General features: G+C 54.3%; 26 protein-coding genes and 1 pseudogene. 19 read left to right on the top strand and 8 right to left on the bottom strand.

What is annotated here, in order from left to right:
• The first annotated feature begins 78 nt into the window (after positions 1-78).
• Positions 79-1,854, top strand: a complete 1,776-nt coding sequence (locus JYE49_RS02485) for a L,D-transpeptidase family protein (RefSeq protein WP_179217162.1) — start codon at positions 79-81, stop codon at positions 1,852-1,854.
• A gap of 191 nt (positions 1,855-2,045) precedes the next feature.
• Here JYE49_RS02485 and JYE49_RS02490 read toward each other — a convergent pair whose 3' ends face one another.
• The 6 genes and pseudogenes from JYE49_RS02490 to JYE49_RS15310 all read right to left on the bottom strand — a co-directional run.
• The gene (locus tag JYE49_RS02490) at positions 2,046-2,654 is read right to left on the bottom strand and encodes a class I SAM-dependent methyltransferase (RefSeq protein WP_093955903.1); all 609 of its coding nucleotides are present in this window, start codon (positions 2,652-2,654) and stop codon (positions 2,046-2,048) included.
• A gap of 247 nt (positions 2,655-2,901) precedes the next feature.
• Positions 2,902-3,891, bottom strand: coding sequence for a tetratricopeptide repeat protein (locus JYE49_RS02495; protein WP_179217163.1), 990 nt, complete (start codon positions 3,889-3,891; stop codon positions 2,902-2,904).
• Between the two features lie 165 nt (positions 3,892-4,056).
• On the bottom strand, positions 4,057-5,103 hold the full coding sequence (locus tag JYE49_RS02500; RefSeq protein WP_179217164.1) for an ABC transporter substrate-binding protein: 1,047 nt from the start codon (positions 5,101-5,103) through the stop codon (positions 4,057-4,059).
• Positions 5,096-6,019: an ABC transporter permease gene (locus JYE49_RS02505; protein ID WP_179217243.1), complete on the bottom strand. Its 924-nt coding sequence runs from the start codon at positions 6,017-6,019 to the stop codon at positions 5,096-5,098. The genes JYE49_RS02500 and JYE49_RS02505 overlap by 8 nt, the downstream gene beginning before the upstream one ends.
• Before the next feature lie 10 nt (positions 6,020-6,029).
• Positions 6,030-6,791: an ABC transporter permease gene (locus JYE49_RS02510; RefSeq protein WP_304583298.1), complete on the bottom strand. Its 762-nt coding sequence runs from the start codon at positions 6,789-6,791 to the stop codon at positions 6,030-6,032.
• A 581-nt stretch (positions 6,792-7,372) separates the two neighbouring features.
• Positions 7,373-8,383: pseudogene (locus JYE49_RS15310) on the bottom strand (ABC transporter ATP-binding protein); the annotation flags it as partial.
• Between the two features lie 357 nt (positions 8,384-8,740).
• Here JYE49_RS15310 and JYE49_RS02520 point away from each other — a divergent pair.
• The 15 genes from JYE49_RS02520 to JYE49_RS02590 all read left to right on the top strand — a co-directional run bounded on the left by JYE49_RS02520 (position 8,741) and on the right by JYE49_RS02590 (position 21,901).
• A complete protein-coding gene (locus JYE49_RS02520; protein ID WP_093955907.1) occupies positions 8,741-9,739 on the top strand; it encodes a hypothetical protein in 999 nt (332 codons plus the stop codon).
• Positions 9,740-9,973: 234 nt separating this feature from the next.
• Entirely contained in the window at positions 9,974-11,431 is a 1,458-nt protein-coding gene (locus JYE49_RS02525) for a glycogen synthase (protein WP_093955908.1), read from the top strand.
• Positions 11,432-11,660: 229 nt separating this feature from the next.
• Complete coding sequence (locus tag JYE49_RS02530) at positions 11,661-12,602, top strand: ribonuclease Z (protein ID WP_093955909.1); 942 nt, start codon at positions 11,661-11,663, stop codon at positions 12,600-12,602.
• Positions 12,584-14,605 carry an excinuclease ABC subunit UvrB gene (uvrB, locus tag JYE49_RS02535; protein WP_093955910.1) on the top strand — a complete coding sequence of 674 codons (2,022 nt, stop codon included), beginning with the start codon at positions 12,584-12,586 and terminating at the stop codon, positions 14,603-14,605. Before JYE49_RS02530 ends, uvrB begins: the two co-directional genes overlap by 19 nt.
• Positions 14,595-14,753, top strand: a complete 159-nt coding sequence (locus JYE49_RS02540) for a hypothetical protein (protein WP_179217165.1) — start codon at positions 14,595-14,597, stop codon at positions 14,751-14,753. Before uvrB ends, JYE49_RS02540 begins: the two co-directional genes overlap by 11 nt.
• Complete coding sequence (locus JYE49_RS02545) at positions 14,750-15,592, top strand: hypothetical protein (protein ID WP_093955911.1); 843 nt, start codon at positions 14,750-14,752, stop codon at positions 15,590-15,592. The genes JYE49_RS02540 and JYE49_RS02545 overlap by 4 nt, the downstream gene beginning before the upstream one ends.
• Positions 15,589-16,290 (top strand): metallophosphoesterase, encoded by a 702-nt coding sequence (locus JYE49_RS02550; RefSeq protein WP_179217166.1) that lies wholly within the window; start codon positions 15,589-15,591, stop codon positions 16,288-16,290. The genes JYE49_RS02545 and JYE49_RS02550 overlap by 4 nt, the downstream gene beginning before the upstream one ends.
• A 41-nt stretch (positions 16,291-16,331) precedes the next feature.
• Positions 16,332-16,490, top strand: a complete 159-nt coding sequence (locus JYE49_RS02555) for a hypothetical protein (RefSeq protein ID WP_179217167.1) — start codon at positions 16,332-16,334, stop codon at positions 16,488-16,490.
• Positions 16,491-16,620: 130 nt separating this feature from the next.
• A complete protein-coding gene (gene greA / locus JYE49_RS02560) occupies positions 16,621-17,097 on the top strand; it encodes a transcription elongation factor GreA (RefSeq protein ID WP_093955914.1) in 477 nt (158 codons plus the stop codon).
• Between the two features lie 32 nt (positions 17,098-17,129).
• Entirely contained in the window at positions 17,130-19,049 is a 1,920-nt protein-coding gene (gene lysS, locus JYE49_RS02565) for a lysine--tRNA ligase (RefSeq protein ID WP_093955915.1), read from the top strand.
• A gap of 76 nt (positions 19,050-19,125) precedes the next feature.
• Entirely contained in the window at positions 19,126-19,617 is a 492-nt protein-coding gene (locus JYE49_RS02570) for a GNAT family N-acetyltransferase (RefSeq protein ID WP_093955916.1), read from the top strand.
• A gap of 30 nt (positions 19,618-19,647) precedes the next feature.
• A complete protein-coding gene (locus tag JYE49_RS02575) occupies positions 19,648-19,902 on the top strand; it encodes a TIGR04076 family protein (RefSeq protein ID WP_093955917.1) in 255 nt (84 codons plus the stop codon).
• A gap of 160 nt (positions 19,903-20,062) precedes the next feature.
• Positions 20,063-20,728, top strand: coding sequence for a cysteine hydrolase family protein (locus JYE49_RS02580; RefSeq protein ID WP_093955918.1), 666 nt, complete (start codon positions 20,063-20,065; stop codon positions 20,726-20,728).
• A 175-nt stretch (positions 20,729-20,903) separates the two neighbouring features.
• The gene (locus JYE49_RS02585) at positions 20,904-21,374 is read left to right on the top strand and encodes a MarR family winged helix-turn-helix transcriptional regulator (protein WP_093955919.1); all 471 of its coding nucleotides are present in this window, start codon (positions 20,904-20,906) and stop codon (positions 21,372-21,374) included.
• Positions 21,371-21,901 (top strand): flavodoxin family protein, encoded by a 531-nt coding sequence (locus JYE49_RS02590; RefSeq protein WP_093955920.1) that lies wholly within the window; start codon positions 21,371-21,373, stop codon positions 21,899-21,901. The genes JYE49_RS02585 and JYE49_RS02590 overlap by 4 nt, the downstream gene beginning before the upstream one ends.
• Before the next feature lie 158 nt (positions 21,902-22,059).
• Here JYE49_RS02590 and JYE49_RS02595 read toward each other — a convergent pair whose 3' ends face one another.
• A complete protein-coding gene (locus JYE49_RS02595) occupies positions 22,060-22,251 on the bottom strand; it encodes a helix-turn-helix domain-containing protein (protein WP_179217168.1) in 192 nt (63 codons plus the stop codon).
• 217 nt (positions 22,252-22,468) lie between these two features.
• On the opposite strand from JYE49_RS02595, the gene JYE49_RS02600 reads away from it, so the two are divergent.
• Complete coding sequence (locus tag JYE49_RS02600) at positions 22,469-23,695, top strand: hypothetical protein (protein ID WP_179217169.1); 1,227 nt, start codon at positions 22,469-22,471, stop codon at positions 23,693-23,695.
• Positions 23,696-23,771: 76 nt separating this feature from the next.
• On the opposite strand, the gene JYE49_RS02605 is transcribed toward JYE49_RS02600, so the two are convergent.
• Positions 23,772-24,305: a hypothetical protein gene (locus JYE49_RS02605; RefSeq protein WP_093955923.1), complete on the bottom strand. Its 534-nt coding sequence runs from the start codon at positions 24,303-24,305 to the stop codon at positions 23,772-23,774.
• Positions 24,306-24,434: 129 nt separating this feature from the next.
• Here JYE49_RS02605 and JYE49_RS02610 point away from each other — a divergent pair, with 129 nt between their 5' ends.
• Positions 24,435-25,037, top strand: a complete 603-nt coding sequence (locus JYE49_RS02610; RefSeq protein WP_283399284.1) for a DNA-3-methyladenine glycosylase I — start codon at positions 24,435-24,437, stop codon at positions 25,035-25,037.
• Positions 25,038-25,057: 20 nt separating this feature from the next.
• Positions 25,058-25,615: a leucine-rich repeat domain-containing protein gene (locus tag JYE49_RS02615; protein ID WP_093955924.1), complete on the top strand. Its 558-nt coding sequence runs from the start codon at positions 25,058-25,060 to the stop codon at positions 25,613-25,615.
• The last annotated feature ends 64 nt before the right edge of the window (positions 25,616-25,679 follow it).

The following is a 25,679-nucleotide window of genomic DNA, read 5'->3' on the forward strand; positions in this document are numbered from 1 at the left end:
AAGTTACGAAAGTATTAAAATATTAATGATACGCCGAAACAAAAACGGCGGTCAACGATGACTTCCGAGGTGGTCTGGATGAAACGATTGCTTGTTTTACTGATGGCTCTGAGCCTGCTGTTTTCTGCCTGCGCTTTTGCGGAGCTGGAGAATGGCGAAGACGATTCCAATCCCGTGCCGATCGAGGCGGATGACGGAGACGATTCTGATCCGCAGCCGGTGGACATGATGGAGGATGAAGAGCTGGAAGTACAGGAGGAAATCCTCCAGGGCAGGGTACTGCAGTTTGGGGACGAAGGAGATGACGTTCTGGCGCTGCAGACGCGGCTGAAGGATCTGAAATACTATACCGGCAATCTGTCCGGCCGTTACCGGGAAGGTACACGGAAGGCAGTGGAAACCTTCCAGGCGGATTTCGAACTGGACCAGACCGGCATCGCCGACCTGCGTACACTGTCTATCCTGTTTTCCCTGACTCACCGGCCCCTGCGGTACGGTTCTTCCGGCGAAGACGTGAAGGAACTGCAGAAGCAGTTGACAGAACTGGGATACTACAAAGGAAAGATCAGCGGCAATTACCTGGAAGCAACCCGGAAGGCCGTTGAGAACCTGCAGAAAAAAAACAACCTGGAAGTGAACGGTGTAGCAGACGCGGATCTCCAGGATATGATTGCGGACGGAAGAATCCTGAGCAAGAGCGACAAGCCGGATGATACCAATACGCCGGCACCTAATCTGTCCAACTATCTGGTGGACGACAATGAAAACGGCGTGGCCGTGGCTGACGTTGCCTTTGAGAAGAAACTGAAGAGCGGATCCTCCGGTAAACTGGTCAAGACCATGCAGGAACGGCTGACGGAGCTTGGGTATTACGAAGGCCCCATCAGCGGCAACTTCCAGAAGTACACCACCCGGGCCGTGAAGGCGGTCCAGACCCAGAACGGCCTGGAGTCCACTGGTGTGGTGGATGAAGAAACATGGAACGTGATCTTTAACGATGCCCGGATTGTAATGCCCGGCGCAACGCCGAAGCCTACGCCTGAACCCACACCGGTGCCTTTCCACATTGTTGTGGACGTGGCAAACCAGGTGACATCCGTCTATGGACGGGACGAGAACGGAGAATACACAGTACCGGTCCGGCAGATGCTTTGTTCCACCGGTATGAAAGCTACTCCCAGCGACGTGGGTGACTGGGTACTGAACGGCCGTCACTCCACCTGGTGTATCTTCCCCAAGTGGGGCAACAGCTATGCCCGTTACTGGACACGTATCAACGGCAGCATTGCTTTCCATTCTCCGATCTATACGGCAGTGAGCAACTCTGCCATGAAGATCAGCAGCTACAAAAAGCTGGGCCAGCGGGCCAGCCACGGATGTATCCGGTTGGCGGTCTGGGACGCGAAATGGATTTATGATAATGTGGGCGCCGGAACGGTGGTTTCCATCGTCGAAGGCATGGATCCGGATCCGGAACTCCGCGACGCGCTGAAGCTGCCGCCGCTGGACACGAAATACTGCACGCCTATCTCCACGCCGGTACCGACGGCGGAGCCGGAATACAGTCTGGATAATGTACCGCAGCTGGGCAATCGCCAGCTGAAGGAAAACAGCCAGGGCGAAGACGTATACTGGCTCCAGAAGACGCTGAAGGACCTGGGTTACTACGATACCAAGGTTACCGGTAAGATGCTGAAGAAGACTGTGAAGGCGGTCAAGGCCTTCCAGCAGGATCATGGCCTGAGGGCTAACGGCGGCGTCAACCAGGAACTGATGGATCTGATTGCGGAGACTGCACGGAACGCGAAGAATCCGCAGGAAACACCGGCACCGATCGCGACGCCGGAACCCTGAGCGAAAAGCCGCTGCAAACTGCAGCGGCTTTCGCAATGATATGTTTTTCAAAGAAAAACATGATATATTGAGCGGCTGTTTATACAGCCGCTCAATATGATATATCCGCCTGCGGCGGATGTGATATATTCGTCTTACGACGAATGTGATAGTTACTTATAAACCAATAATCCGGTATCCGGTATCAAGCTTTATTTCGCCTGAAGAGGTTTGGTGACTTTGAAGTACTGGGATTTGATGCCGTAGGCATCGTCGGAGAGGGAAGCTTCGATGGTTAAGCCGTTGGCTTCGCAGATGCGGAGGAAGGCGTCCTGATTCTCATTCTGGTCCAGAGACTGGTAATAGAAAGAGCCGCCCGGCTTTACAAAGCTGATGGCTTTGTTGAGGATGGATTCATACAGGCCGCTTTCCATCCTGGTGCTGCCGATCATCGTGACGATGTCAATGCTGTTTTCCAGTCCCTCAACCTGAAGCACATCGGAAGCGATGACACGAACGTCGGCCGGGTTCTTTTCAATTTCAAGACAGAGCCTGAATTTGCGGCAGGCTACCTCATCGATATCAATACTGGTCAGCCGGCCTCCGTTCAGCTTAAAGGACAGGTATTTATCCCAACTACCGGCACCGATGCCGATGTTGCAGATATTGGTTCCTTCACCGACGGTGAAATGTTCCTCAAAGAAGCGGGTGATCATGTATTCAAGATACTTGTTTTCAAGGGACAGATTCCAGGGGCCGGCATCCGGATAGTTTTCCATGGCATATTTTTCAAGCAGGAATTCTTTGTCAGTGTTGTTCATTTGTTATTCCTTTACATTAACCCGGGATTCTGAGAAGCAGAATCCCGGATTAATTCACAATTCATAATTCATAATTCATAATTGATGTGTGTTGGTAAATTGGAATGAACCCTACGTGTTGATCCGAGTTCCGAGGGAGATTCTTCGACGCAGCTGTCTTTTGCCAGCCTTGCTCAGAATGACATGTGGAGGTTTGGGACTGAGTCAACAAACCAATCATTATGCATTATGCATTATACATTGTGCATTATTTAAACGCGTTATAGACCTGCAGCGCGGTTTCGTGGCCGGCGAGGGCGGCTTTTTCATACCAGCGAAGGGCTTCCTCCATGTTCATTTCCACACCCTGCCCGCACTGATAAGCATAACCGAGAGCATACATGCTGCGGGCGTTTCCAAGCTCCGCGGCTTTCCGATACCATTCCAGGCCCTTCTGGACGTCCTGGGAGACGATAGAGCCGGTCATATACAGATAACCCACATAGTCGCAGGCAAGATTGCTGCCGGCTTCCGCGGCCTTTAGATAATATTCCATTGCCTTGTTCTGGTCTTTCTCCACATCGTTTCCGCGGAGATAGAAGTAGGCAACGCTCATCCAGGCATCTGCGTCTCCGGCCTCGGCGGCCTTGTAATAGTAATCCAGGGCAAGGGCGTAGTTCTGCTCCAGGACGGATCCGTCCTCGTAGAAGGAACCGACATACCAGTGTCCCTCCGCACTGCCGAGATCGGAAGCTTTCCGGTAGCAGTTCAGCGCTTCCACGGGATCCGATTTCATATCGATGCCCGCGTCATAGAGCCGGCCCAGATACACCCAGGCGGGAGCATATCCGGCTTCGCCGGCCTGCCGGAGGCAGGCGATGGCCTGATCGATATCCTTGCTGACGCCGATCCCTTTTTCATAGAACTGTCCCAGTCGGAGCAGGGAAGCCGGATCACAGGCGGCAGCCAGATATCGCACAGCCGGGAAGGCAACCTGCGGATGGGGATCCGCTGCCTGCTGTTCCAGAGAAGCATGCTTTTCCTTGCCGCAGCTGCTGCAGGTATCGGAAAGGTTCCGGGTACCGCAGTCAAAGCAGGTCCAGGCAATGGACAGTTCATGGCACTGATCGCAGACGTCCGCTGTGGTTTCCGCACCGCAGTACAGGCAGATCCTTGACGGTTCCTGCGCCGGTGTGGCTGCCTGGGCGGAAGCACAGAAAAACAGCAGGACAAGCAAAAGGGAAAGGATGCGTTTCAATTCACAATTCATAATTCACAATTCACAAATAATGGTTTTAAATAACAGAATGGAAATCAAGCGTTTTCGGTGAAATACAATTACCTTAACGCTGAAGGTTAATCATACAGCAGGATCAGAGTAATAATTCTGAATTCTGAATTCTTAATTCTGAATTATCTATGATTACTGCATCTGGACCTTGATCAGCAGCTCAGGGGTTTCGTTCTGGAGCAGCTTGACGTACTGATAGATTTCATCCTTCTCGTAACCCATGCGGGGCAGGTAGCCTTCCACGCCGTCAAATTCTCCACCGGGAGCGGTAACATCTTCCAGTACCTTCGCGTTGGGGGAGGTGTAGCAGGTTTCAACGGTGATCATCATGCTGTTGTCATAATCCAGCACGTAGTTGATGAACTCGTTGGCCAGCTCGGGATTGGCGGCATTGGAGGGAATGAACATGCAGTCAATTGCGATGTTGGTGCCCTGGGTGGGAGCCCAGACAGCCAGCTTTTCATTTTCCATGCTGGCATAGGCGGCGTCACCGCTGTACATCATGGCGATCCACTTTTCGCCCTGGGCCATACCGTCGATCATTTCATCGGTGACGAAGGAGGGATGAATGGCCTGCTTCATTTTGACCAGCCAGTCATAGGCTTCCTGCAGTTCGTCAGGATTGTCGGTATTCATGGAATAACCCAGCGCCTTGAAGGCCATCATGAAGACATCACGGGGAGAGTCATAGATGAAGGCGTGGCCGTCCAGTTCAGGATCCAGGAGGATTTCCCAGCCCTTTTCCTCTACCTTGGCGGGATCAATCTTCGTGGTGTCATAGCAGAGTACCACGTTCTGCCACAGGTAGGGAGCACTGTAGGTGTTATCCGGATCGAAATAGAGACCCTTCATAGTGTCAGAAATCTGATCCAGGTTGGTGACGATTTCCTTGTCCAGGGGCAGGATCCGCTCTTCCTTGATCAGCCGGTCGATCATGTAATCGCTGGTGACCACCACGTCGTAGGAAACGCCGGTCTGCAGCTTGGTATACATTTCTTCCGGATTGCTGTTCAGGGAGTAATTGACGCGGACGCCGAATTCCTTTTCAAAGTTATAGATAACCTCATCATCGATGTATTCGCCGTAGTTGAACACATTCAGCGTTCCGTCCGCCAGCGCGAACAGCGGCAGGCACACCAGGCAGATGATGAGCAGGGCAGAGATCAGTTTCTTAGACATTTTGGGGTTCCTCCTTTTGGGCTTTTTTATCTTTAATAATGGGCACCAGGTTCGTGAGGAGCAGAATCAGGGCAACCACCACGACAAACAGGGTCGCCATGGCGTTGACACTCAGATTATACCGCTTCATGGACTCAACGTACATGGAAATAGTGTTGATTCCGGGGCCGGCGTTGAAATAGGAAACCACGAAGTCATCCAGGGACATGCTGAAGGCGAGCAGCGCACCGGTCAGGATTGCAGGATAAATCTGGGGAATGATGACCTTGGTCAGCGCCTTCCAGGGGGTGGCTCCCAGGTCCAGGGCGGCTTCCGCCACGTTGTCGTCCAGCTGCCGCAGCTTCGGCATGACAGACAGGATGACGAAAGGCGTACAGAAGGAAATATGGCTCAGAATCAGGGTGAGCATACCGGGCTGAAGCTTGATGGACATGAACAGGAGCATCAGGCCGATGGCTGTGACGATATCCGGGTTCAGCACGGGCAGGTTGTTGATTTCCAGCACCACGCTGCGGATCAGCCGCCTGGCCTTGGACAGGCCAATGGCGGAGATGGTCCCCACTACCGTGGAAACGACGGTGGAAATGACCGCAACGATCAGGGTGACGTATATGCTCTCCAGCATGGTACGGTCCTTAAAGAGGCTTTCATACCAGCGAAGTGAGAAGCCGACAAAGTTGGTCTGGGATTTCCCCTCATTGAAGGAGAACAGTACCAGGTAGACTATGGGCAGGTAGATGAAAAGCAGAACCAGCACCAGGTACAGGGAAGAGAAGATGCGTGAGGAACATTTTGCCGGCTTTTTCTGCAGCGGCTCACCGGAAACATCACCGGGTTGTTTTGCCTTGGCCAGCTCAAGTTCGGACTGACTTGCCAGCGTAAGACCGGCCAGTCTTTTATTACTGGAATTACCCATTCCCATATTCTCAGTCCTCCTCTGCGCTGCGGTCCAGCTTCCTGGTCGCCCACATGGCGGTGATGATAATCAGGGCCATGATCAGGGAGATGGCGCTGCCGAAGTTCCAGTCACCGGTTTTCTTGAAGCACAGCTCAATCAGGTTGCCGATCAGGATGACTTCACCGTTGCCCAGCATCCGCGGGATAAAGAAGCTGGATACAGCGGGCAGGAAAACCAGTGTGATGCCGGAGATGATACCGGGCACGCTCAGGGGCAGGGTCACCTTCAGGAAGGATTTTACATTGTTGGCGCCCAGGTCGTGGGCGGCAATCAGCAGGTTGGGATCCAGCTTGGCGATGGCGGTATGGATCTGGATGATCATAAAGGGCAGGAAGTCATAGACCATACCGATGAACACCTTGAACTCGCTGCTGAAATCGAAGTTCAGCAGGATGCCGCGCCAGGCGTAGGTCTTCAGAACCATGTTGATCCACATGGGAAGGGTCATCAGCAGGATCATGAAGGTCTGCTTCCGGTCCGGCAGGTTCGCGATGAACAGGGCGGCCGGATAGCCGATCAGCAGGCAGACGACTGTGGTCAGCAGCGCGATGCGCAGGCTGGTGAGCAGGATCCTGATGAAGTCGGGGTCCCTGATGAACCGGGCAAAGTTGTCCAGCGTGAACTGGAAGGTGAGCGTGCTGTTGCCGGTGTTGGTAATCGCGTACAGGAAGATCATCAGCATCGGGGCAACGATGAAAATGCCGATCCACAGGCAATAGGGATAGCTCATCCGGAAGAAGGATTTCATTCCACCACCGCCTTATGCATAACATGGATATCATCCGGTCCGAAGAGCAGGCCGACCTTGTCTCCCACCTCATGATGGGAAGTGGTTTCGACTTTGTATTCCCGGCCCTGGGTGGCGAAGGTGATATCGTAGGAGCCTTCCGTGATTTCCGCTGGATCGAAATCGAACTTGACGTCCGTGATGTCAATAGAGGAGTCATCCTGCAGGTTCCAGGCTTCGGCGCTGGCCCAGGTTTTCAGGTCGGTGGAGATAGCCATGGATTCCTTGATTTCGTCCGGGGTGATGAAGAAGTCCAGGGCGCTGATACCGATGTTGTGACGTGCGTCTTCAACGTATTCCGGATGGACAACGTAGACCTTGACGGTCACCTCGGTGTGCTTGTCCGTACCGAAGGTGATGCTATAGACGCCGGGGCGGTTTTCAATGTTGTGGCTGACGTGGGTCAGGGAGATATCGCGGTTCTCGTCGTCCCAGGCCTGGGCGTTGGCGATGGAGATGAAGTCCTGATCGGTCATCTCCTTGTTTTCCAGGTCATCGGAGTCGACGTAGAAGTCGTTTGCGCTGATCTTTTCGCCGGCTTCCTCGTTATAAATGTCGTGCTGGGTAACAACGTTCATCTTGACGGTCTTGCTGGTACCGGTCTTGGTTTCCACCATCAGTTCATAGTGGACACCCTTGAACAGCACGCTCTTAACCTCGCCGCGAAGGACGCCTTCACGGGGCTTCACGATGGCGATGTCTTCGGGGCGGATCAGCACGTCCACCGGCTCGTTCTGCCGGAAACCGAAGTCCGTGCATTCAAAGGTTTTGTCGTCGAAACGGACCTTGTAGTCCGCCAGCATAACACCCTCCATGATGTTGCTTTCGCCGATGAAACGGGCAACATAGGAGTTGACGGGCTCGTTGTAGATTTCCAGCGGGGTGCCGATCTGCTCGATGGCGCCGGCGTTCATGACCACGATCTTGTCGCTCATGGTCAGGGCTTCTTCCTGGTCATGGGTGACGAAAATGAAGGTGATGCCGACTTCCTGCTGGATGCGCTTCAGTTCCCGCTGCATCTCCTTGCGCAGCTTCAGGTCCAGGGCGCCCAGGGGCTCGTCCAGGAGCAGCACGTTCGGCTCGTTGACCAGGGCGCGGGCGATAGCCACACGCTGCTGCTGGCCGCCGGAAAGCTTGGTGACGTTCCGCTTCGCGTAGCCTTCCAGGTTCACCAGGGAAAGCATACGGTTGACTTTCTGGGTAATGATATCGTTCGGCTGCTTTTTGATGCGCAGGCCGAAGGCAATGTTTTCAAAAACATTCAGATGGGGGAACAGGGCGTAGCGCTGGAAGACGGTATTGATCTCCCGCTTGTAGGCAGGGACGTTGTCGATGCACTGGCCGTCAAAGATGACCGTGCCCTCGTCCTGCTCCAGGAAGCCGCCCAGGATACGCAGCAGCGTGGTTTTGCCGCAGCCGGAAGGACCGAGCAGCGTCACAAATTCATTTTCATAAATGTTCAGATTGACACCTTTAAGTACGATCTGGCCGTCAAAATTCTTGACGATATTCCTGAATTCGATCAGTTTGCGCATGCCGCTCTCTCCTTTTTCGCATTTCCATAAGAATACAATTTAAATCATACTCAAAACCGGGGATCATGCAACAGATTCTTCCAAAAAATACAGGAAGAAAAATGTATTTTTTTCTGTAGTGATTTTTACCATTCCGGATGCCCCTGAGACGTGATCGTTTCCAAAAGCCAAACAGAAGGATCGGGGAACTGTTTAAAACATTGGCCTGGGAAGGCTCGGCCCCTACGGCGGGTATGGGCGGAGTACAGGAAAAACACATGGATGGTAGGTTGAAAACAGGACGGCGGGGGAGTAATCTGTTCCGGAAGTGTTCCGGCGGGGTGACCCCGGCCGGATGGAAAGAAAGGACTATTTGGAATGAAGAAACTGACAACCCTGATGATGATCATTATGATGCTGCTGTGCAGCGTTTGCCTGCCGGCTTTGGGCGAGGCGGCCGAAAACATGGAAACAGCGGCTGTGATTCCTTACCGGTTTGCTACCGCAGAGGAAGGCCGGGAACTGATGCTGGCCAATAAAGCGTATTATGATACCTTCACCGAGAACAAGATCGGATTCATCATGCATAAGAATGACGTGTCCATGGAAGAATACCTGGACTTTGCCGGGAAGCAGGTGCTGGACTGGACGGCCGCGGAAAAGGAACTGATCGACCGCTGCATGGCCATTGTGGAAGCCTCCTTTACGGATAACGGCTGGAAAATGCCGCCGCTGGAGACCGTTGTGTTTATCCGGACCACCATGGAGGAAGAGGGCGGCGCCTTCGGATACACCCACGGCACGCAGATCTACCTTTCCGGCTCGCTGGAACAGTACGCGGCCCTGGCACCCGAGCAGATTGACGTGCCGGTCGCCACGATCCTGGCGCATGAGCTGTTCCACTGCCTGACCCGCTGCAATCCGGATTTTCGCAGGGATATGTATTCCATCATCCATTTCACAGTGGAAGACGCGGAGTATGAACTGCCTGCCTCTGTGATGGAATACTACATTGCCAACCCGGACGTGGAACACCACAACGCCCATGCCACCTTTGTGATCGACGGGAAGGAGACGGAATGCTACACCGCCTTTGTGACCACAAAGCATTGTGAGAATGAGGATGAAAGCTTCATGAATTTCGGCGTCACGGCGCTGGTGCCGGTGGATGGAACCGACGTCTGGTACACCGCGGAACAGGCTTCCAACTTTGATGAGGTTTTCGGAACCAACACGGGCTACGTCATCGATCCGGAAGAATGCCTGGCGGACAACTTCTCCTATGCCGTAATCTACGGGGAAAAGGGAGCGGAAGGAAACGGATATCCGAATCCGGAAATCATTGAAGCCATCAGCAAATATCTCATCGGAGAATGAGAGAGTTGCTGACTAATTCAGAATTATGAATTCAGAATTCAGAATTAATACTGATACCGCGAGTGGGTAAAGATGACAGATGGTATTCCTGAAAGTGGGAGTGCCATCTTTTCTTTGTTTAGGTACTTATAATTCTTAATTCTGAATTCTTAATTTCCAATACGCCTGTTATCTGGTATAATAAGCGTAGAATGTCCAATCAACCGGGATCAGAATGACAGGAGGAGAGAGACCATGGCCACAAAACGGAGAATAGCCTTTGTCGGATCCGAATGCTATCCTTTTGTAAAAACGGGCGGTCTGGGAGACGTGATGTACGCGCTGCCCAGGGCGCTGGTAACCAGGGACTGCGAGGTACGCGTTATCCTTCCCCTGTATGCCTGCATCCCTGCGAAATACAAGGAAAAACTGGAATATAAGGGCTCCTTCATGATGGACCAGACGTCGGACGGAAGAAACTTCTACGTCGGCATCATGGAACTGGAAATGGATGGGGTTATTTATGACTTCATCGACAACCGGGAGTTCTTTGACTGGGGCAATCCCTATACAGGACTGTGGGAGGATATTCCCAAGTACTGCTTCTTTGCCAAGGCTTCCCTGGCGATCCTGAATTACCTGGACTGGGCACCGGATGTGATTCACTGCCACGACTGGCAGGGAAGCCTGGTGCCGCTGTATAAGCGGACGAAGTTCTGGAATTCGCCGGTGGGTAAAGCCAAAACCGTGCTGACGATCCACAACCTCCGGTTCCAGGGCATCTGCAGTATTGAACACCTGAAGTACTGGTCCGGCCTGCGGGATGATCTGTTTGATTATCCTGTGCTGAAGCACAATGAGGACGAGGCCAATATGTTCAAGGGCGGCCTGGCCTTTGCGGATCGGATTACCACCGTGAGCGAAACCTACGCCCAGGAGATCCAGACGCCGGCCTTCGGCGAGGGCCTGGACGCGCACCTGCGCTATCATAGCCCGCGGCTGAAGGGGATCGTGAACGGCATTGACGTGGAGCAGTGGGATCCCGCAAAGGACGCCCTGCTGGCCACTCCCTATGACGTGGAAAACGCCGTGGAGCGGAAGAAGGAAAACAAGCGGGCCCTGCAGGAGAAACTGGGCCTGACCCAGGACGACAGGAAAATGGTCATCGGCCTGATTTCCCGCCTGACGGACCAGAAGGGCCTGGACCTGGTGGACGCCATCTTCCCGCAGCTGATTGACGGAAACACACAGGTGGCGGTGCTGGGCACCGGCGACCCGCGTTATGAGAGCGCCTTCCGCTGGTTTGAGGGACAGTATAAGGGCGACGTATGCGCCTATATCAGCTATAACGAGGTTCTGGCCCACGCGATCTACGCCGGCGCGGACGCCTTCCTGGTGCCCAGCCTGTTTGAGCCCTGCGGCCTGACCCAGCTGATCGCCATGCGCTACGGCACGGCTCCGATCGTCCGGGAAACCGGCGGCCTGAAGGATACGGTGCAGCCCTTCCGCGGCGACCTGAAAGAAGGTAACGGCTTCACCTTTGACCGCTATGACGCGAACCTGCTGCTGGAGGCGGTGAACCAGGCCAAGACCGTGTTCTTTACGGATCGTGGCGCCTGGGACGAGATGGTCCGGCGGAACATGCGGAAGGACGTGTCCTGGGAACAGTCGGCGGAGAAATATCTTTCACTTTATGACGAGGTCATAAAGTGAAAGTAAATGAATACTGAAAACTTAAAACTTAAAAATGAGATAGTGTTGAGTTTTCAGTGAAGAGTGATGAGTGTAAAGTTGCCGCTGCGGCGGGGGAGATTTCTCCACGCGGGCGCATGAGCGCCCTTGGTCGAAATGACAATATGACGTCATGGATTGACCATAACAATTATGAATTATGAATTGTGAATTATGAATTCATAGTCTAATCCGGAGGATTGATTAACCGATGTTGGAGTTTTGCACGCTGGGGACCGGCGGGACACTGCCGATTCCCGAGCGGGCGTTATCTTCCCTTTATGTCCGGGTGAACGGGCGGAGCCTGCTGATCGACTGTGGTGAAGGAACCCAGGTCGGCATCCGCCGACTCGGCTGGGGATTCCGCTGCCTGGACGGGATGCTGCTGACCCACTATCACGGGGACCACTGTACCGGTATCGCGGGACTGCTGCTGAGCCTGGAAAAGGCGGGAAAGGATGAGCCCTTCCACATTTGGGGTCCGCGGGGACTGAAGCGCGTCGTGGAAGGACTGTGCGTTATTGTGCCTCAGCTTTCCTTCCCGGTGATGCTGCACGAGCTGCCGGCCGAAGGAGGGGACGTGGAGATGATCGGCCTGAAGATCCGGGCTTTCCCGGTGGATCACGGCGGCATTCCCTGTTTCGGCTACCGGATGGTGCTGGACCGTGGCGCGGTCTTTGACCCGGAAAAAGCAAAGGCACTGAATGTGCCCATGAAGGACTGGAAGCGGCTGCAGCAGGGAGAAACGGTGCATGTGGGGTTGAAGCGGATCCTGCCCGGAGACGTGACCGGCGCACCCCGCAAGGGAATCACGCTGGTGTTCTCCACGGACACCCGGCCCTGCGAGACGCTGGAAAAGAACTGTGCGGACGCGGATCTGCTGATCCTGGAAGGCATGTACGGCACGGAGGACAAGATGCCCCAGGCCCTGAAGAACCACCATATGCTCTTCCGGGAGGCCGCGGAGATCGCGCGGAAAACGACGCCCGGGGGACTGCTCCTGACCCACTTCAGCACCAGCCTGGAGGATCCGGAGGAGTACCTGCCGGAAACGAGAACGATTTTTGAAAGGACCTGGGCCGCAAAGGACGGCGAGACCGTTGTGATGCGCTACCCGGAAGGCAAGGAAAAAGCATGGATCAGTTTGTCCTGAAGGCGCCCTATGCGCCCTCCGGAGACCAGCCCCAGGCCATAGAGGCGCTGGCGGCGGGCATCCGGGCGGGACTGAAGGACCAGATCCTTCTGGGCGTCACGGGCAGCGGCAAGACCTTCACCATGGCTTCGGTGATTGAAAAGGTACAGAAGCCCACCCTGGTCATTGCCCATAACAAGACGCTGGCGGCGCAGCTTTGCAGTGAGCTGAAGGCTTTCTTCCCGGACAGCCGGGTGGAATACTTCGTCAGCTATTATGATTATTACCAGCCGGAAGCGTACATCGCTTCCTCGGATACCTATATCGAAAAAGACGCCTCCATCAATGATGAGATTGACCGCCTGCGCCACTCGGCCACGGCGGCGCTTCGTGAGCGGAAAGACGTGATCATCGTTGCTTCCGTCAGCTGCATCTATTCCATGGGTGACCCCAGCGAGTATGAAGGACAGATGATCTCACTGCGGCCAGGTATGGAATACAGCCGGACAAAGCTGATCCGGGACCTGATCGACATCCAGTATGAGCGCAACGACGTGGAGTTTGACCGGGGAACCTTCCGGGTCCGGGGGGACACGATCGAGATCATTCCTGCGGGTGAAAACCAGAAGGCCATCCGGGTGGAGCTCTTCGGGGATGAGATTGAGCGGATCTCCGTCATTGAGGCGGTCAGCGGCCATGCACTGGCTACCCTGGAGCACGCGGCGCTTTTCCCCGCGACGCACTATGCCACGGATCCCGCTCACATGGAGGAGCACATCGGGGATATTGAAAAGGATCTGAAGCAGCGGATTGATGAGTTTGAATCCCAGGGCAAGCTGCTGGAGGCCCAGCGCATTGCCCAGCGCACCCGCTACGATATCGAGATGATGCGGGAAATCGGCTACTGCCAGGGCATTGAAAACTATTCCCGGTATTTTGACGGCCGGAAGCCCGGGGACGCTCCCTATACACTGCTGGATTACTTTACCGGGGACTTCCTGGTGATGATTGATGAAAGTCACGTGACCGTGCCCCAGATCCGCGCCATGTACAACGGAGACCGGGCCAGGAAAAACACGCTGGTGGAATACGGATTCCGCCTGCCTTCCGCCTATGACAACCGGCCGCTGCTGTTCAACGAGTTTGAGGAGCGCATCGGCCAGACCATCTTTGTATCCGCCACGCCGGGTCCCTATGAGCGGGAGCGGGCACAGCAGGTGGTGGAGCAGATCATCCGGCCGACGGGTCTGCTGGATCCGGAGGTGATCCTGCGGCCGGCTACCGGCCAGGTGGACGACCTGGTGGGCGAGATCCGGAAGGTGACGGAAAAGGGTGAGCGGGTGCTGGTCACCACGCTGACCAAGCGGATGGCGGAGAGCCTCACCGAGTACCTGAAGGAGCTGGACATCAAGGTGCGCTATTTGCACAGTGATATCCAGACCATGGAGCGGATGGAGCTGCTGCGGGATCTGCGCCTGGGCGAGTATGACGTGCTGGTGGGCATCAACCTGCTACGGGAAGGCCTGGACCTGCCGGAGGTCGCACTGGTTGCGATCCTGGACGCGGACAAGGAAGGCTTCCTGCGGAGCGAAACATCCCTGGTGCAGACCATCGGCCGGGCAGCCCGTAACGTGGACGGCCGGGTTATCCTGTACGGTGACCAGCTGACGGAAAGCATGGCAAAGGCCATGTCGGAAACCAACCGGCGCCGCGCTATCCAGGAAGAATACAACCGGGCCAACGGTATTACGCCGGAGAGCGTGCGCAACGCAATCCGCAGTGTGCTGGAAATCACACGCCGGGTGGAGGAAACCGCTCCCGCTGCGTTGAATGAAGATGAACGTGCCGCACTGATGCGGAAGATCGAGGATGAGATGCTCACCGCGGCGAAGGAACTGGAATTCGAGCGCGCCGCGCAGCTGCGTGACAGGCTGCTTGAACTCCGGGGTGAAGCGCCCATGAAGGACGATAACCAGAGCCGGCGGCACAGACGAAGGGAGAGAACAAGAAAGAGTGAACACTGAACATAAATCAGGGAATAAGCTGCTGTGGCTGGGGCCGTTGCTGCTGTCCCTGCCATTCCTGGCGGTTATTGGTTTCGCGGCGTTCCGTTTCGGTCCCATGATCCTGCGGGTCATCAGCGTGCTGATCAAGGGGGCCGTCGTATCATGAAAAAGATCATTGCGTGGTTTTTTGCCCTCCTGCTGACCGGCAGCCTGATCCTGTTCGGCGTTTGCCTTGTGGGCCACCGGGTGATTGCCCCGGCCATGGGAGACGAAGGGGCCCCCGTCAGTGATTCCCTGATCCGGGAGGAAATGGATCTGGCCCGGGAGCGGATCAATGCCCTGGCAGATCTTTACGGGTTTAATCCGGAACCGGTCATTGCCGCTGTGAACGAGGACGTCCTGAAGGACCTGAACAGCCAGGCTTCCCTGTGGTGGAGCAGCATGCTGCGGGACGGCAAAGCAGGGAAGGAACTCCGCTGGGATACAAAAGAGGTGGAGCAGATCCTGATGGATGATCCTGCCGTGCAGGAGAATCCGGATGAAGCGGAATATTTCGCCTACTCTGTGTCGGAGGAGATCCATAAGAGCATTGTGAATATGGTGCTGCCCATGCGCCAGCTGGTTTTCAGCCTTGGACTGGAGAAGGCCGGAAAGCGGGTGGACCTGGCCAATATTGTGGAATTTTTCCTGGGCATGCCCTGGGCGGCGCTGGCACTGTGCGCGCTGTTTGCCGGGCTTTCGGCCCTTTTTGACGGCCGGCCCGTCCGGCGGGCGCTCCGCTATATCGGTTCTGCCCTGGGTGCTGCCGCGCTGGTCATGGCGGCGATTGCGGTGATGTATCTTTGCGCCGGCATCCTTCCGATGATTCAGGAAGCGTCTGCGGGTCTGACCCTTCAGTACCAGAGCGTGATCACCGGCTCCCTGCTGCTGACCGCCGGGATCGTGGTTGTGTTTGCGGCAGGCTGCGTAGTGTGCCTGCTGAAATGCCGGGAGAAGAAAGCATGAAAAGAGTGCTGACCGAATATACCTTCCGCACGGACCGGGTTGACCGGCCGCTGCGCCTGGCTGTGGCTTCAGACATCCACAGCTCGGCTTTTGACGATGTGCTGGAGGAGTTCGGACGCTGCGACGCGGTGCTGGTTCCGGGCGACCTGGTGGACCGCCACCGGAAGAACAATCGCAATGCCCTGCGGTTCCTGGAGGTGGCGCCGGATTATGCCCCAGTGTTCCTGTCCATCGGGAATCACGAACGGAAGTACAAACACCGGGAAGAATTCCTGCAGCGGGTGCGGGAAAGCCGGGTGAACCTGCTGGACAACGAAAGTACAGGCTTTCACGGTATTCGGCTCGGCGGCCTTTCCAGCGTCCGGGGCGATGTACCGGACAAAGCCTTCCTGGACCGGTTTGAAAAGGAGGAGGGGTATCGCCTCCTGATGTGCCATCATCCGGAGATGTACCGGGACTATGTATCCGGCCGGAATATTGACCTGACTCTCTGCGGTCATGCTCACGGAGGTCAGATCCAGATCGCGGGTCACGGCCTGTATGCGCCGGGGCAGGGCTTGTTTCCGAAGCTTACCCACGGCCTGTATGACAGCGGGAAGATGCTTTTGTCCCGGGGCATGACCAACGGCGCCAAGCCGCGGATTCCCCGCATCGGCAACCCCTGTGAACTGATTATCCTGAACATCACCCCCGCGTGATGTATCCCTATAAAAGAAACACACAGAAAGGACGGACAGATATGGATCAGCAAGACCTGAAACTGCTTACGGACTGGTTTGACCAGAACCAGGATCACAAGCTGAACTTCATCGAGAAGGAAGCCATCAAGCTGGCAGTGAAAAAAGCCTCTACAGTCGGCGATCTGCTGAAGACCGCACTTGATCTGCTGAAGAAGTAAGAAATCCCCCAAAGCGTTGACAATTTAAGGGGAAGAAGGTATAATGCACTTCATCCTCAGAAGATCCTGAAACACCTTGTACCGGGAGCGGAAGCAGGGTGTTTCTCTTACTATGAAAGGAGTCTCCATCATGCCTGAAGGAACGATCCTGACCGAAAGCGGTCTGAAGAAACTGGAAGAGGAACTGGACTATCTTGTTTCCGTCCGCCGGAATGAGATCAGCGAGCAGATTGCCGTTGCCCGCGGATTCGGCGACCTGAGCGAGAATGCCGAATATGACGAGGCGAAGAAGGAACAGGCCAAGGTGGAAGAGCAGATTACCCGCCTGCAGGCTACCATCCGGACCGCCACTGTTGTTGCGGATGATGACATCACCACCGAGAAGGTGTCCATCGGTACCGTCGTAAAGGTGAAAGACCTGGATGACGGCGAGACCTATGAATATGCTATCGTCGGTGCGAACGAAGCGGATCCCATGGAGAACAAGATCTCCAATGAGAGCCCCGTGGGCGCGGGCCTGATCGGCATGAAGAAGAACCAGACCGCCACCATCGTGATCCCCGCCGGTACGCTCCGGTACAAGATCCTGTCCATTCGCAAGGACTAATTTAACGAATACAGAAAAGGAATGAAGCTGATATGGCAGATATGGAAGTTCAGAACCTGAACGAACTCCTCCAGATCCGCAGGGACAAGCTGGCGGAACTGCAGGAAGCGGGCAGGGATCCCTTTGTCATCACCAAGTATGACGTGACGCATCACAGCAGTGATATCCGGGACAATTATGACGAGCTGGAAGGCAAAGAAGTTGCCATCGCCGGCCGGATGATGTCCAAACGCGTCATGGGTAAAGCTTCCTTCTGCAACATTCAGGATCTGAAGGGCGGCATCCAGTGCTATGTGGCCCGGGATTCCATTGGTGAAGATCCCTACAAGGACTTCAAGAAGATGGACATCGGCGATATCGTCGGCCTGAAGGGTCAGGTTTTCAAGACCAAGACCGGAGAAATCTCCATCCATGCCAGCGAGCTGACCCTGCTGAGCAAGAGCCTGCAGATCCTGCCGGAGAAGTATCACGGCCTGACCAATACCGATATGCGTTACCGCCAGCGGTATGTGGACCTGATCATGAATCCGGAAGTGAAGGATACCTTCATCAAGCGGTCCAAGATCATCAGCACCATCCGCCGTTACCTGGACGGCCAGGGCTTCATGGAAGTAGAAACGCCCATGCTGGTTGCCAATGCCGGCGGCGCCGCTGCCCGTCCCTTTGAAACGCACTTCAACGCGCTGGATGAAGACTTCAAACTGCGCATCTCCCTGGAGCTGTACCTGAAGCGCCTGATCGTCGGCGGCCTGGAGCGGGTCTACGAGATCGGCCGTGTTTTCCGGAATGAAGGCCTGGATACCCGCCACAATCCGGAATTCACCCTCATGGAACTGTATCAGGCCTATACCGATTATCACGGCATGATGGACCTGACCGAGAATATGTTCCGCTATGTGGCCCAGGAAGTGCTGGGATCCACGAAGATTGTGTATAACGGCATCGAAATGGACCTGGGCAAGCCTTTTGCCCGGATCACCATGGTGGATGCAGTGAAGCAGTACGCCGGTGTGGACTTCAATGAGATCCACACGGTGGAGGAAGCCCGGGCTGCCGCAAAGGCGCACAACGTGGCTTATGAAGAACGCCACGGCAAAGGTGATATTCTGAACCTCTTCTTCGAAGAGTTCTGTGAAGAGCATATGGTTCAGCCCACCTTCGTCATGGATCACCCGATCGAGATTTCTCCCCTGACCAAGATGAAGCCCGGCAATCCGGACTATGTGGAACGCTTCGAGTTCTTCATGAACGGCTGGGAGATGGCCAACGCTTATTCCGAGCTGAACGATCCCATTGACCAGCGCCGCCGCTTTGCCAAGCAGGAAGAACAGTTTGCCGCCGGCGATGAGGAAGCCAACCACACGGATGAAGACTTCCTGAACGCGCTGGAAATCGGTATGCCGCCTACCGGCGGTATCGGCTTCGGTATCGACCGGATGTGCATGCTGCTGACGGACGCTGCCGCAATCCGTGATGTGCTGCTCTTCCCGACAATGAAGAGCCAGGGCGCCGCGAAGAACGAGGCGAACAACGCCGCCCAGGCTGCCGCGAAGGAAGCCAGGGAAGCCGAGAAGATCGACTTCTCCAAGGTGGAGATCGAGCCGCTGTTTGCTGATTTCGTCGACTTTGATACCTTCTCCAAGAGCGATTTCCGCGCGGTGAAGGTGCTGGCCTGCGAAGCGGTGAAGAAATCCAAGAAGCTGCTCCAGTTCACCCTGGATGACGGCAGCGGCACGCCCCGCACCATCCTCTCCGGCATCCATGCCTACTATGAGCCGGAAGAACTGGTCGGCAAGACCTGCATCGCCATCACGAACCTGCCGCCCCGCCCCATGATGGGCATCGAAAGCTGCGGCATGCTGCTCTCCGCCGTGCACAACGAGGAAGGCGAGGAGAAGCTGCACCTGCTGATGGTGGATCCCCATATCCCGGCCGGCGCCAAGCTCTACTGATCACAGAGAACCTATAAAACAGATTACAGCCCCGTTTCCGAAATGGAAAACGGGGCTGTTTTGAAAGGAAAAAGAATTGGAGAAAGAACTTCAGATCAGGCCGGTGAGCGATTCCGACGCGGAATTCCTGTATCAGCTGATGAACTGCCCATCCCTGCTGGAGCGGCTGAACGAGGTCCCGACCACCCGGCAGGACTGGACAGACGCTATCAGCGAGTGGCTGAAGGACGAGGATGAGGAAGACTATATTGTGCTGGCCGGAGACACGCCGATGGGCTGGCTGGGCGTCAACGGCCTGCGGGGAGGGAACGGCATCGCATACCTGAAGATGGCGGCCTTCCTGCCGGAATACCAGGGAAGGGGGTACGGAACCTGTTCCATCCGGGTGGTGCTGGACAACCTGAAGCGGAAGGGCATTGAGCAGGTATTTCTGTATACCGACAGCGACAATGCGCCCGCCCAGGCCTGTTACCGGAAATGCGGGTTCAAAGTCGTCGAATCCCTGACGGAAACCTTGTCCAACGGCAAAGACGTGGACAGGGTGAAAATGGTATCCTGCCTGAAATAACGGTAAATAATATACACAGGAGAAAAGAAGATGAGTTATACAGACCGGAAAGTCAAAGTTACGGTGGTTGAAAGCCACTGCCCCAAATACAAGGTAGGCGACGTGATCTGCTTCGAAGGAAGCGAGATCGACAAGGAACACAGCGACAGAATCTGCATGGTTGCAATGAACGCGCTGTATCCGTTTATTTACGCGTTCCGGCGGGGCGGCAACCTGAGAAACGGTCCGTATCAGTGCACGGACTGCGGTGAAACGGTCAAGTTCACGGTTGAAAACATGGACTGAAGACAAAAAAACGGATTCGGTGTGCACGGAAGACCGGAAACATGCAAAACTTGTATAAATACCTTCCATTTTGACATCGGCTGCTATAAAGGATACATGATATAATTTTTTCAGAGCAATCGGTATTCTGTATGCAGTTTAAAAAGGAGGTATTATAAGCATGACAAGAATGATGAAAGCATGCAGTGTTTTCCTTTGCGCAATGTTGACAGTTGTTTTTTACTTAGCCTCTGCAGGTGAGGGTGCGGAACAGGCCGGCGGTGATCTGCTGCTGGTGATTGACATGCAGAACGCCTATACGGCGGAGGGTCCCTGGACCTGCCCCAACATGGCCCGGGCAACGGAACAGATTATTGCCCTGATTGAATCCGGCCGGTTTTCGGAGGTTGTTTTTACCCGCTTTGACGCGCCGCAGGATCCAGTCGGCACCTGGAAGGACTATAACGTCATCAACCGGGAGGTCAATGAAGACGAATGGATGAACGAGATGGTTCCTGAGCTGGCACCCTACCTTACACAGTATTCCGTCTTCTCCAAGTCCACATACTCGTCCATGACGGTTCCGGAAATCCGGGAGGCAGCGGAGCAGTGCACCGCACGCGGCGGCTCTGTTGTGCTGACGGGAGTGGTCAGCGAGTGCTGTGTCCTGTCCACCGCCTTTGAGGCAATCGATCTGGGATGCCCGGTGATTTATATCACAGACGCCTGCGCCGGTTGCAGTGATGACCTGGAAGCGGCGGTTGTCAGTGTGCTGGCCGGCCTGGATTATGTGCAGACCACGATCCTGGATACTGCCGCATACCTGGAAAAAGCGGCAGCGGAATAAAGATCACCTGATATGTGCCCCTGTATAACGTTTTTACCGGAGCCGGCCTGTGAAAAGGCCGGTTCTTCTTTTTGGAAACAAGCAGAAAAGGGTTGACAGAAAATAAGTAATATGTTACATATACTCTAAACATGTAATATATTACATGTTTGCAGAAAGAAGGTGAGCAGATCAGATGAATTATGATGAAGCGATGGAAATGGGCAAGGCAGAGTTCGGGCAGATGCCTCCACAGGCGTTCCTGCTGGGCCTGCTGAGCGCCTTTGATAACCGGTACCAGGCTTCCGCGGACAGCTTTATGAAGGAGATCACCTGGAAGCAGTTCTTTGCCATCATCTGCATCAAGCTGTGTAAAGAGCCGCCCACGCTGAATGATCTTGCGGACATTATGGGCAGCTCCCACCAGAACGTGAAGCAGATCCTGCTGAAGCTGGAGCGTAAGGGCTTTGTCTCCACGACAACGGACGGGAAGGACCGGCGGAAGCAGCGGGTTGTGCTCACGGATCAGTGCCGCGAGTTCTGCGAGAAAAACGACGCGCCCAGCCAGGCAATCATCGGCCGCATTTTTGAAGGCATTGAAGAAAGCAAACTGATAACCACCATAGAAACAATCATGGCAATGGAAAGGAATGTATGCAAACTATGAAAACAATTGTGATCTACACTTCCCAGACAGGCTTTACAAAACGGTATGCAGAATGGATTGCGGAAAGAATGAACGCGGACATCCTGGACCTGAAGGAAGCAAAGAAGAAGGAGAACAGCTTCTTCGACGGATATGACGCCATCGTTTACGGCGGATGGTGCATGGCAGGGAAAGTGGCGAAGTCTTCCTGGTACCTGGGCAAAGCTCCCGGCTGGAAAGGAAAGAAACTGGCTGTTTTCGCTGTCGGCTGCAGCCCGGACGGCACACCGGAGGTGGCGGAAGCCCTGAAGCAGCTTCTGACGGAGGAACAGCGGCAGTATATCAAAGCGTTCTACTGCCAGGGCGGTATCAATTATGAACGGATGAGCGTTCCGTACAGGATGGCCATGAAACTGTTCGCAAAGTCCCTGAAGAACAGGAAGAACGCGACAGCCAAGGAAAAGGAAATGGGAGAATTCATTGCGCAAAACCATGACCTGGCGGATATCCGGTATATTGAACCAATCGTCGCTTACCTGGAAGCATAAGAAAACCCCGGCTTTGGAATGAAGCCGGGTATTTTGCTGGCGGCGATCTGTCAGCGACAATTCAACGCAAAGATGGCATTCATGCAGGTACCGATGCATGAATGCCTTTATGTTCAAGAGGGAAGGCCTCCTTCTTACATGGAAAGGAGACTGCAGCGTCAGGCACCGATCAGCTCGGACCGCTTGACCTTGAAGTAGTCGGCAATGTCGTCTATCAGCTCCTCATCCGGAACAGAAAACCCGTGTTCCCAGTTGGACACGGTGCCGCGCATCAGACCGAAGATTTCATCCAGCGCAGCTTCACTCAAATTGCGGGACTGTCTTAATTCCCTGATCTTCTCGGCAAACATTGATATACCTCCTGTCGTTGTTTGACTTTCTCTGATCATCTGAATAAAGCATAATTCTCTTTTGTGAAAACGCAGTGAACTGATTGTGAAATCAGTGAACATACTATATGAACGAACGGGGAGTTCGGATTCTTCCCGTGCGAAAGCGTCAGGGAACAGATTCTCAGGGTAAAACGTTGAATCAATGACAGCCCGACAACGGGAAAGGAGGAAGTGTATGAAGCGCAATCTGATGATGAGGATAATGACAGCCTGCCTGTGCGCAGTACTGATGATCGGCTCAGCGGCGGCTGAAAACATGATTGACCTGGGTGGAGAAGGCTGTGATCTGCTGTATCTTTCCGGCATGCTGCCGGATGAACGGATCCTGCTGTCCGGTACCCGGGCGGTATCTGACAATGAAGAAGAAAAATGTGCCCGGCTCCTGTGCCTGAATGAAGACAGGACTGTGTGCTGGGATTATCTGGATGAAGCAGTAAACAACAGCACGATTCGCAGAGCTCAGATGCTGGAGGATGGAACCATCGGCGTCTGGTACTTTGTGTTAAAGGATGACACAATTGTTGAGCAATCGCTCAGATTCTTTACGCAGGACGGAAAACCTACCGGAAAGATCATCAACCTGATGACGGATCACGATTCAACGATCCTCAACACTACACAGTCCAGGCTGTTGATAAGCCATGAGAAAGAACAGGAAGACGGAACAAAGGAATACTGGACTGAACTGATTGACTGGGACGGGAAAACGGTCGCACGGTATGACGGCTCACTTTTTCCAGGAAACATGCTTGAAGTGGAAGACGGTCTGATCCTGTTCGGGGAAAGCCTGACGAAAACTCCCCTGGTGAATGAAGTGACAAAGATGGATCCCCAGGGGAATATACTCTGGGAGAAAAAACTGGAGAATCCCTGGCGGGAAAACGATGTCATAGATATATACTATCCTGTGCAAACGGAAGACGGCGGTTATCTGGTCGTGCTGTCCAGCTGTATTGCACGGGATGCATTCGGTGAAGATCTATATAAAACCGCGCTGGCGAAACTGGATGGTGATGGCAATCTCCTGTGGAGCAGCGAAGTGGAGGATGAATACAGTCAGTGGTGCTATAACATGACGGTGTGCAACGGAAAAACCGTAATGATGTACAGAAAGGGATATACGATCAACGAGCCCTGGCATTTTCACTGGTTTGATGAGAACGGAAAAGAGCTGGGAGTCACTGAAATGACGCCCAAACAGGAAGATTTCGAGAGGCTGGCAGAATATACTGAAAAACTGAAAGGTGAAAAAGATATCAATCCGGAGCTCCTGACGCTTTACCCTCTCCCGATGAAAGACGGTCTGTGGGCGATGGCATTTGTCGGTGTACGGGATATGGTTGAAGGAGCTGTGAACGAAGAAACTATGGATGAATTCCTGGTTAAAATACCGGAGCTGTAAACAGCATACAGACGAGAACAGCGGCCAGAGAGTGACAGACAGTCACCTCCTGGCCGCTGCTTGTTAACCGGGAGTTTCAGGCCCAGGGGACATAGGCATACTGCATGTAGGAGATTTCCTCCTGGTCATTCAGGACGATCTGGGTGGTGACAAACCAGAAGTCTGCCCATTCCTCTTCCAGCTGCTCATCTGTCATATCGCAGGTGAAGACCAGTTCATGGCCGTCATAACCGGCGCGACCGATGTAGGCGTCAATGTACCATTCATACAGGTCAGTGACGGGTACCAGATCGAATTCCTCAAAAATGTTGCTGAGCATGTTGGCGGAGAAGTCCGCCGCGAGGGGATAGGTACGCTCAGAATCAGGCGCTTCCTCAGGGCTGTCTTCCAGATCCTCGGTTGTGGTGACCCTCTCATAATGGCCGGTGACAGAGGTGACCTTGTGATCCTCGCCGTAGTTCAGCTTTGTGATCACGAAGAGATCGTAGGGAGTCTGGTCTTCTCCGAGAAAAACAGCATAATCATGTTCATCCTCATAATCATCACCAAAGGCAATGACAGACGTCAGGCACAGGCAGAGAACCATCAGGATCAGCAGCAGTTTTTTCATGGGCATATCCTCCGTTTCGATGCTTTATGCATACAGTATAGACGGGAAAGCTTAAGCGAACCTTTTGTCTTTTCCTACACGGGAAATCCGTGGTATGATGGGTGCAGAAATCAAAACGGAGGATCACAGATGGGAAACTGCGACTGGGGATTCACCTTTGAGGCAATGAAGGTTTACCACGATACGGAATGGGGTGTGCCGGTGCACGACGACCGGAAGATGTTTGAACACCTGATGATGGAGGCCATGCAGTGCGGCCTGTCCTGGTCCCTCATGCTCAAAAAGAGAGAAATCTTCCGCGCCTGTTTTGACAGATTTGATTATGATAAGATCGCAGCCTATGACGAGGCGGACGTGGAACGCATCCTGAATACGGAGGGCATGATCCGATCCCGCCAGAAGATTGAGGCGGTGATCAACAATGCCCGGTGTTTTCAGAAGATCCGGGCGGAACATGGCAGCTTCTGCGACTGGCTGTGGAAGCATACAGGCGGAAAGACGGTTCTGTATATAGGCCATGAAAGCAAGGGCATCCCGGCAAGGAACGGCCTGTCAGACGAGATCGCGAAGGAACTGAAGCAATACGGCTTCAAGTATATGGGCAGTATAACGGTTTATGCCCACCTGCAGGCCTGCGGCATCGTGAATGACCATGATCAGAACTGCCCCTGCTATCAGCGGATCAACGCGATCAATCCCACCGTGCGGAAGCGCAGGGACCGGGAAGGATAAGATGGACGGAGGAAGCACGGATGAAAACACGGAAGTTTGCCCTGATTGCCTGTCTGCTGTGCGCGGTACTGCTGGCCCTGTTTTTTGTACTCCACGACAAGGGACGAGCTCCGTCTGCCGGCGAGGGAAGCTGCGGCAAAAATCTGTCCTGGAAGCTTGAACAGGGAACGCTGACCATTTCCGGAACCGGATCAATGGACAATTACAGCGAGATCCATCGCACCAAATACGGCGGCCAGCCGGACAGCGCTTCCATCGGTACAAACAGCCCCTGGGACCTGGAAGATATAAAACATGTTGTGGTTCAGGACGGGGTCACCTCCATCGGATACTGCGCTTTTTCCGGCCATCCGGAGCTGCTCAGCGTCCGGCTGCCGGATACGGTGACCCAGATCGGCACCCTGGCTTTTCACAACTGTGCCGCGCTGAAAGACCTGAACCTGCCAGATTCGGTGGAGCGGATCGGGAAAGATGCGTTCCAGAACTGCCTTGACCTGAAAAGCGTTACGGTGGGCAGGGGAAGCTATGCGGAACAGTATTGCAAGGAAAACGGCATGGAATGCAGGTATGAGGAATGAAACCGCAGCGGAAGATGTGCGGGGTAAAAGAACAACATATTATGATGCTCACGGCTCCATTACG

This window comes from Aristaeella hokkaidonensis (assembly GCF_018128945.1).
Lineage (GTDB): Bacteria > Bacillota > Clostridia > Christensenellales > Aristaeellaceae > Aristaeella > Aristaeella hokkaidonensis.

Coding starts and splice junctions, on each gene's coding strand:
- JYE49_RS02525 (WP_093955908.1), top strand. CDS start 9,974: ATGGCCACAAAACGGAGAATAGCCTTTGTCGGATCCGAATGCTATCCT.
- JYE49_RS02500 (WP_179217164.1), bottom strand. CDS start 5,103: ATGTCTAAGAAACTGATCTCTGCCCTGCTCATCATCTGCCTGGTGTGC.
- JYE49_RS02585 (WP_093955919.1), top strand. CDS start 20,904: ATGAATTATGATGAAGCGATGGAAATGGGCAAGGCAGAGTTCGGGCAG.
- JYE49_RS02505 (WP_179217243.1), bottom strand. CDS start 6,019: ATGGGTAATTCCAGTAATAAAAGACTGGCCGGTCTTACGCTGGCAAGT.
- uvrB (WP_093955910.1), top strand. CDS start 12,584: ATGGATCAGTTTGTCCTGAAGGCGCCCTATGCGCCCTCCGGAGACCAG.
- JYE49_RS02580 (WP_093955918.1), top strand. CDS start 20,063: ATGACAAGAATGATGAAAGCATGCAGTGTTTTCCTTTGCGCAATGTTG.
- JYE49_RS02520 (WP_093955907.1), top strand. CDS start 8,741: ATGAAGAAACTGACAACCCTGATGATGATCATTATGATGCTGCTGTGC.
- JYE49_RS02485 (WP_179217162.1), top strand. CDS start 79: ATGAAACGATTGCTTGTTTTACTGATGGCTCTGAGCCTGCTGTTTTCT.
- lysS (WP_093955915.1), top strand. CDS start 17,130: ATGGCAGATATGGAAGTTCAGAACCTGAACGAACTCCTCCAGATCCGC.
- JYE49_RS02510 (WP_304583298.1), bottom strand. CDS start 6,791: ATGAGCTATCCCTATTGCCTGTGGATCGGCATTTTCATCGTTGCCCCG.
- JYE49_RS02605 (WP_093955923.1), bottom strand. CDS start 24,305: ATGAAAAAACTGCTGCTGATCCTGATGGTTCTCTGCCTGTGCCTGACG.
- JYE49_RS02550 (WP_179217166.1), top strand. CDS start 15,589: ATGAAAAGAGTGCTGACCGAATATACCTTCCGCACGGACCGGGTTGAC.
- JYE49_RS02530 (WP_093955909.1), top strand. CDS start 11,661: ATGTTGGAGTTTTGCACGCTGGGGACCGGCGGGACACTGCCGATTCCC.
- JYE49_RS02555 (WP_179217167.1), top strand. CDS start 16,332: ATGGATCAGCAAGACCTGAAACTGCTTACGGACTGGTTTGACCAGAAC.
- JYE49_RS02615 (WP_093955924.1), top strand. CDS start 25,058: ATGAAAACACGGAAGTTTGCCCTGATTGCCTGTCTGCTGTGCGCGGTA.
- JYE49_RS02545 (WP_093955911.1), top strand. CDS start 14,750: ATGAAAAAGATCATTGCGTGGTTTTTTGCCCTCCTGCTGACCGGCAGC.
- greA (WP_093955914.1), top strand. CDS start 16,621: ATGCCTGAAGGAACGATCCTGACCGAAAGCGGTCTGAAGAAACTGGAA.
- JYE49_RS02595 (WP_179217168.1), bottom strand. CDS start 22,251: ATGTTTGCCGAGAAGATCAGGGAATTAAGACAGTCCCGCAATTTGAGT.
- JYE49_RS02590 (WP_093955920.1), top strand. CDS start 21,371: ATGAAAACAATTGTGATCTACACTTCCCAGACAGGCTTTACAAAACGG.
- JYE49_RS02575 (WP_093955917.1), top strand. CDS start 19,648: ATGAGTTATACAGACCGGAAAGTCAAAGTTACGGTGGTTGAAAGCCAC.
- JYE49_RS02490 (WP_093955903.1), bottom strand. CDS start 2,654: ATGAACAACACTGACAAAGAATTCCTGCTTGAAAAATATGCCATGGAA.
- JYE49_RS02610 (WP_283399284.1), top strand. CDS start 24,435: ATGGGAAACTGCGACTGGGGATTCACCTTTGAGGCAATGAAGGTTTAC.
- JYE49_RS02600 (WP_179217169.1), top strand. CDS start 22,469: ATGAAGCGCAATCTGATGATGAGGATAATGACAGCCTGCCTGTGCGCA.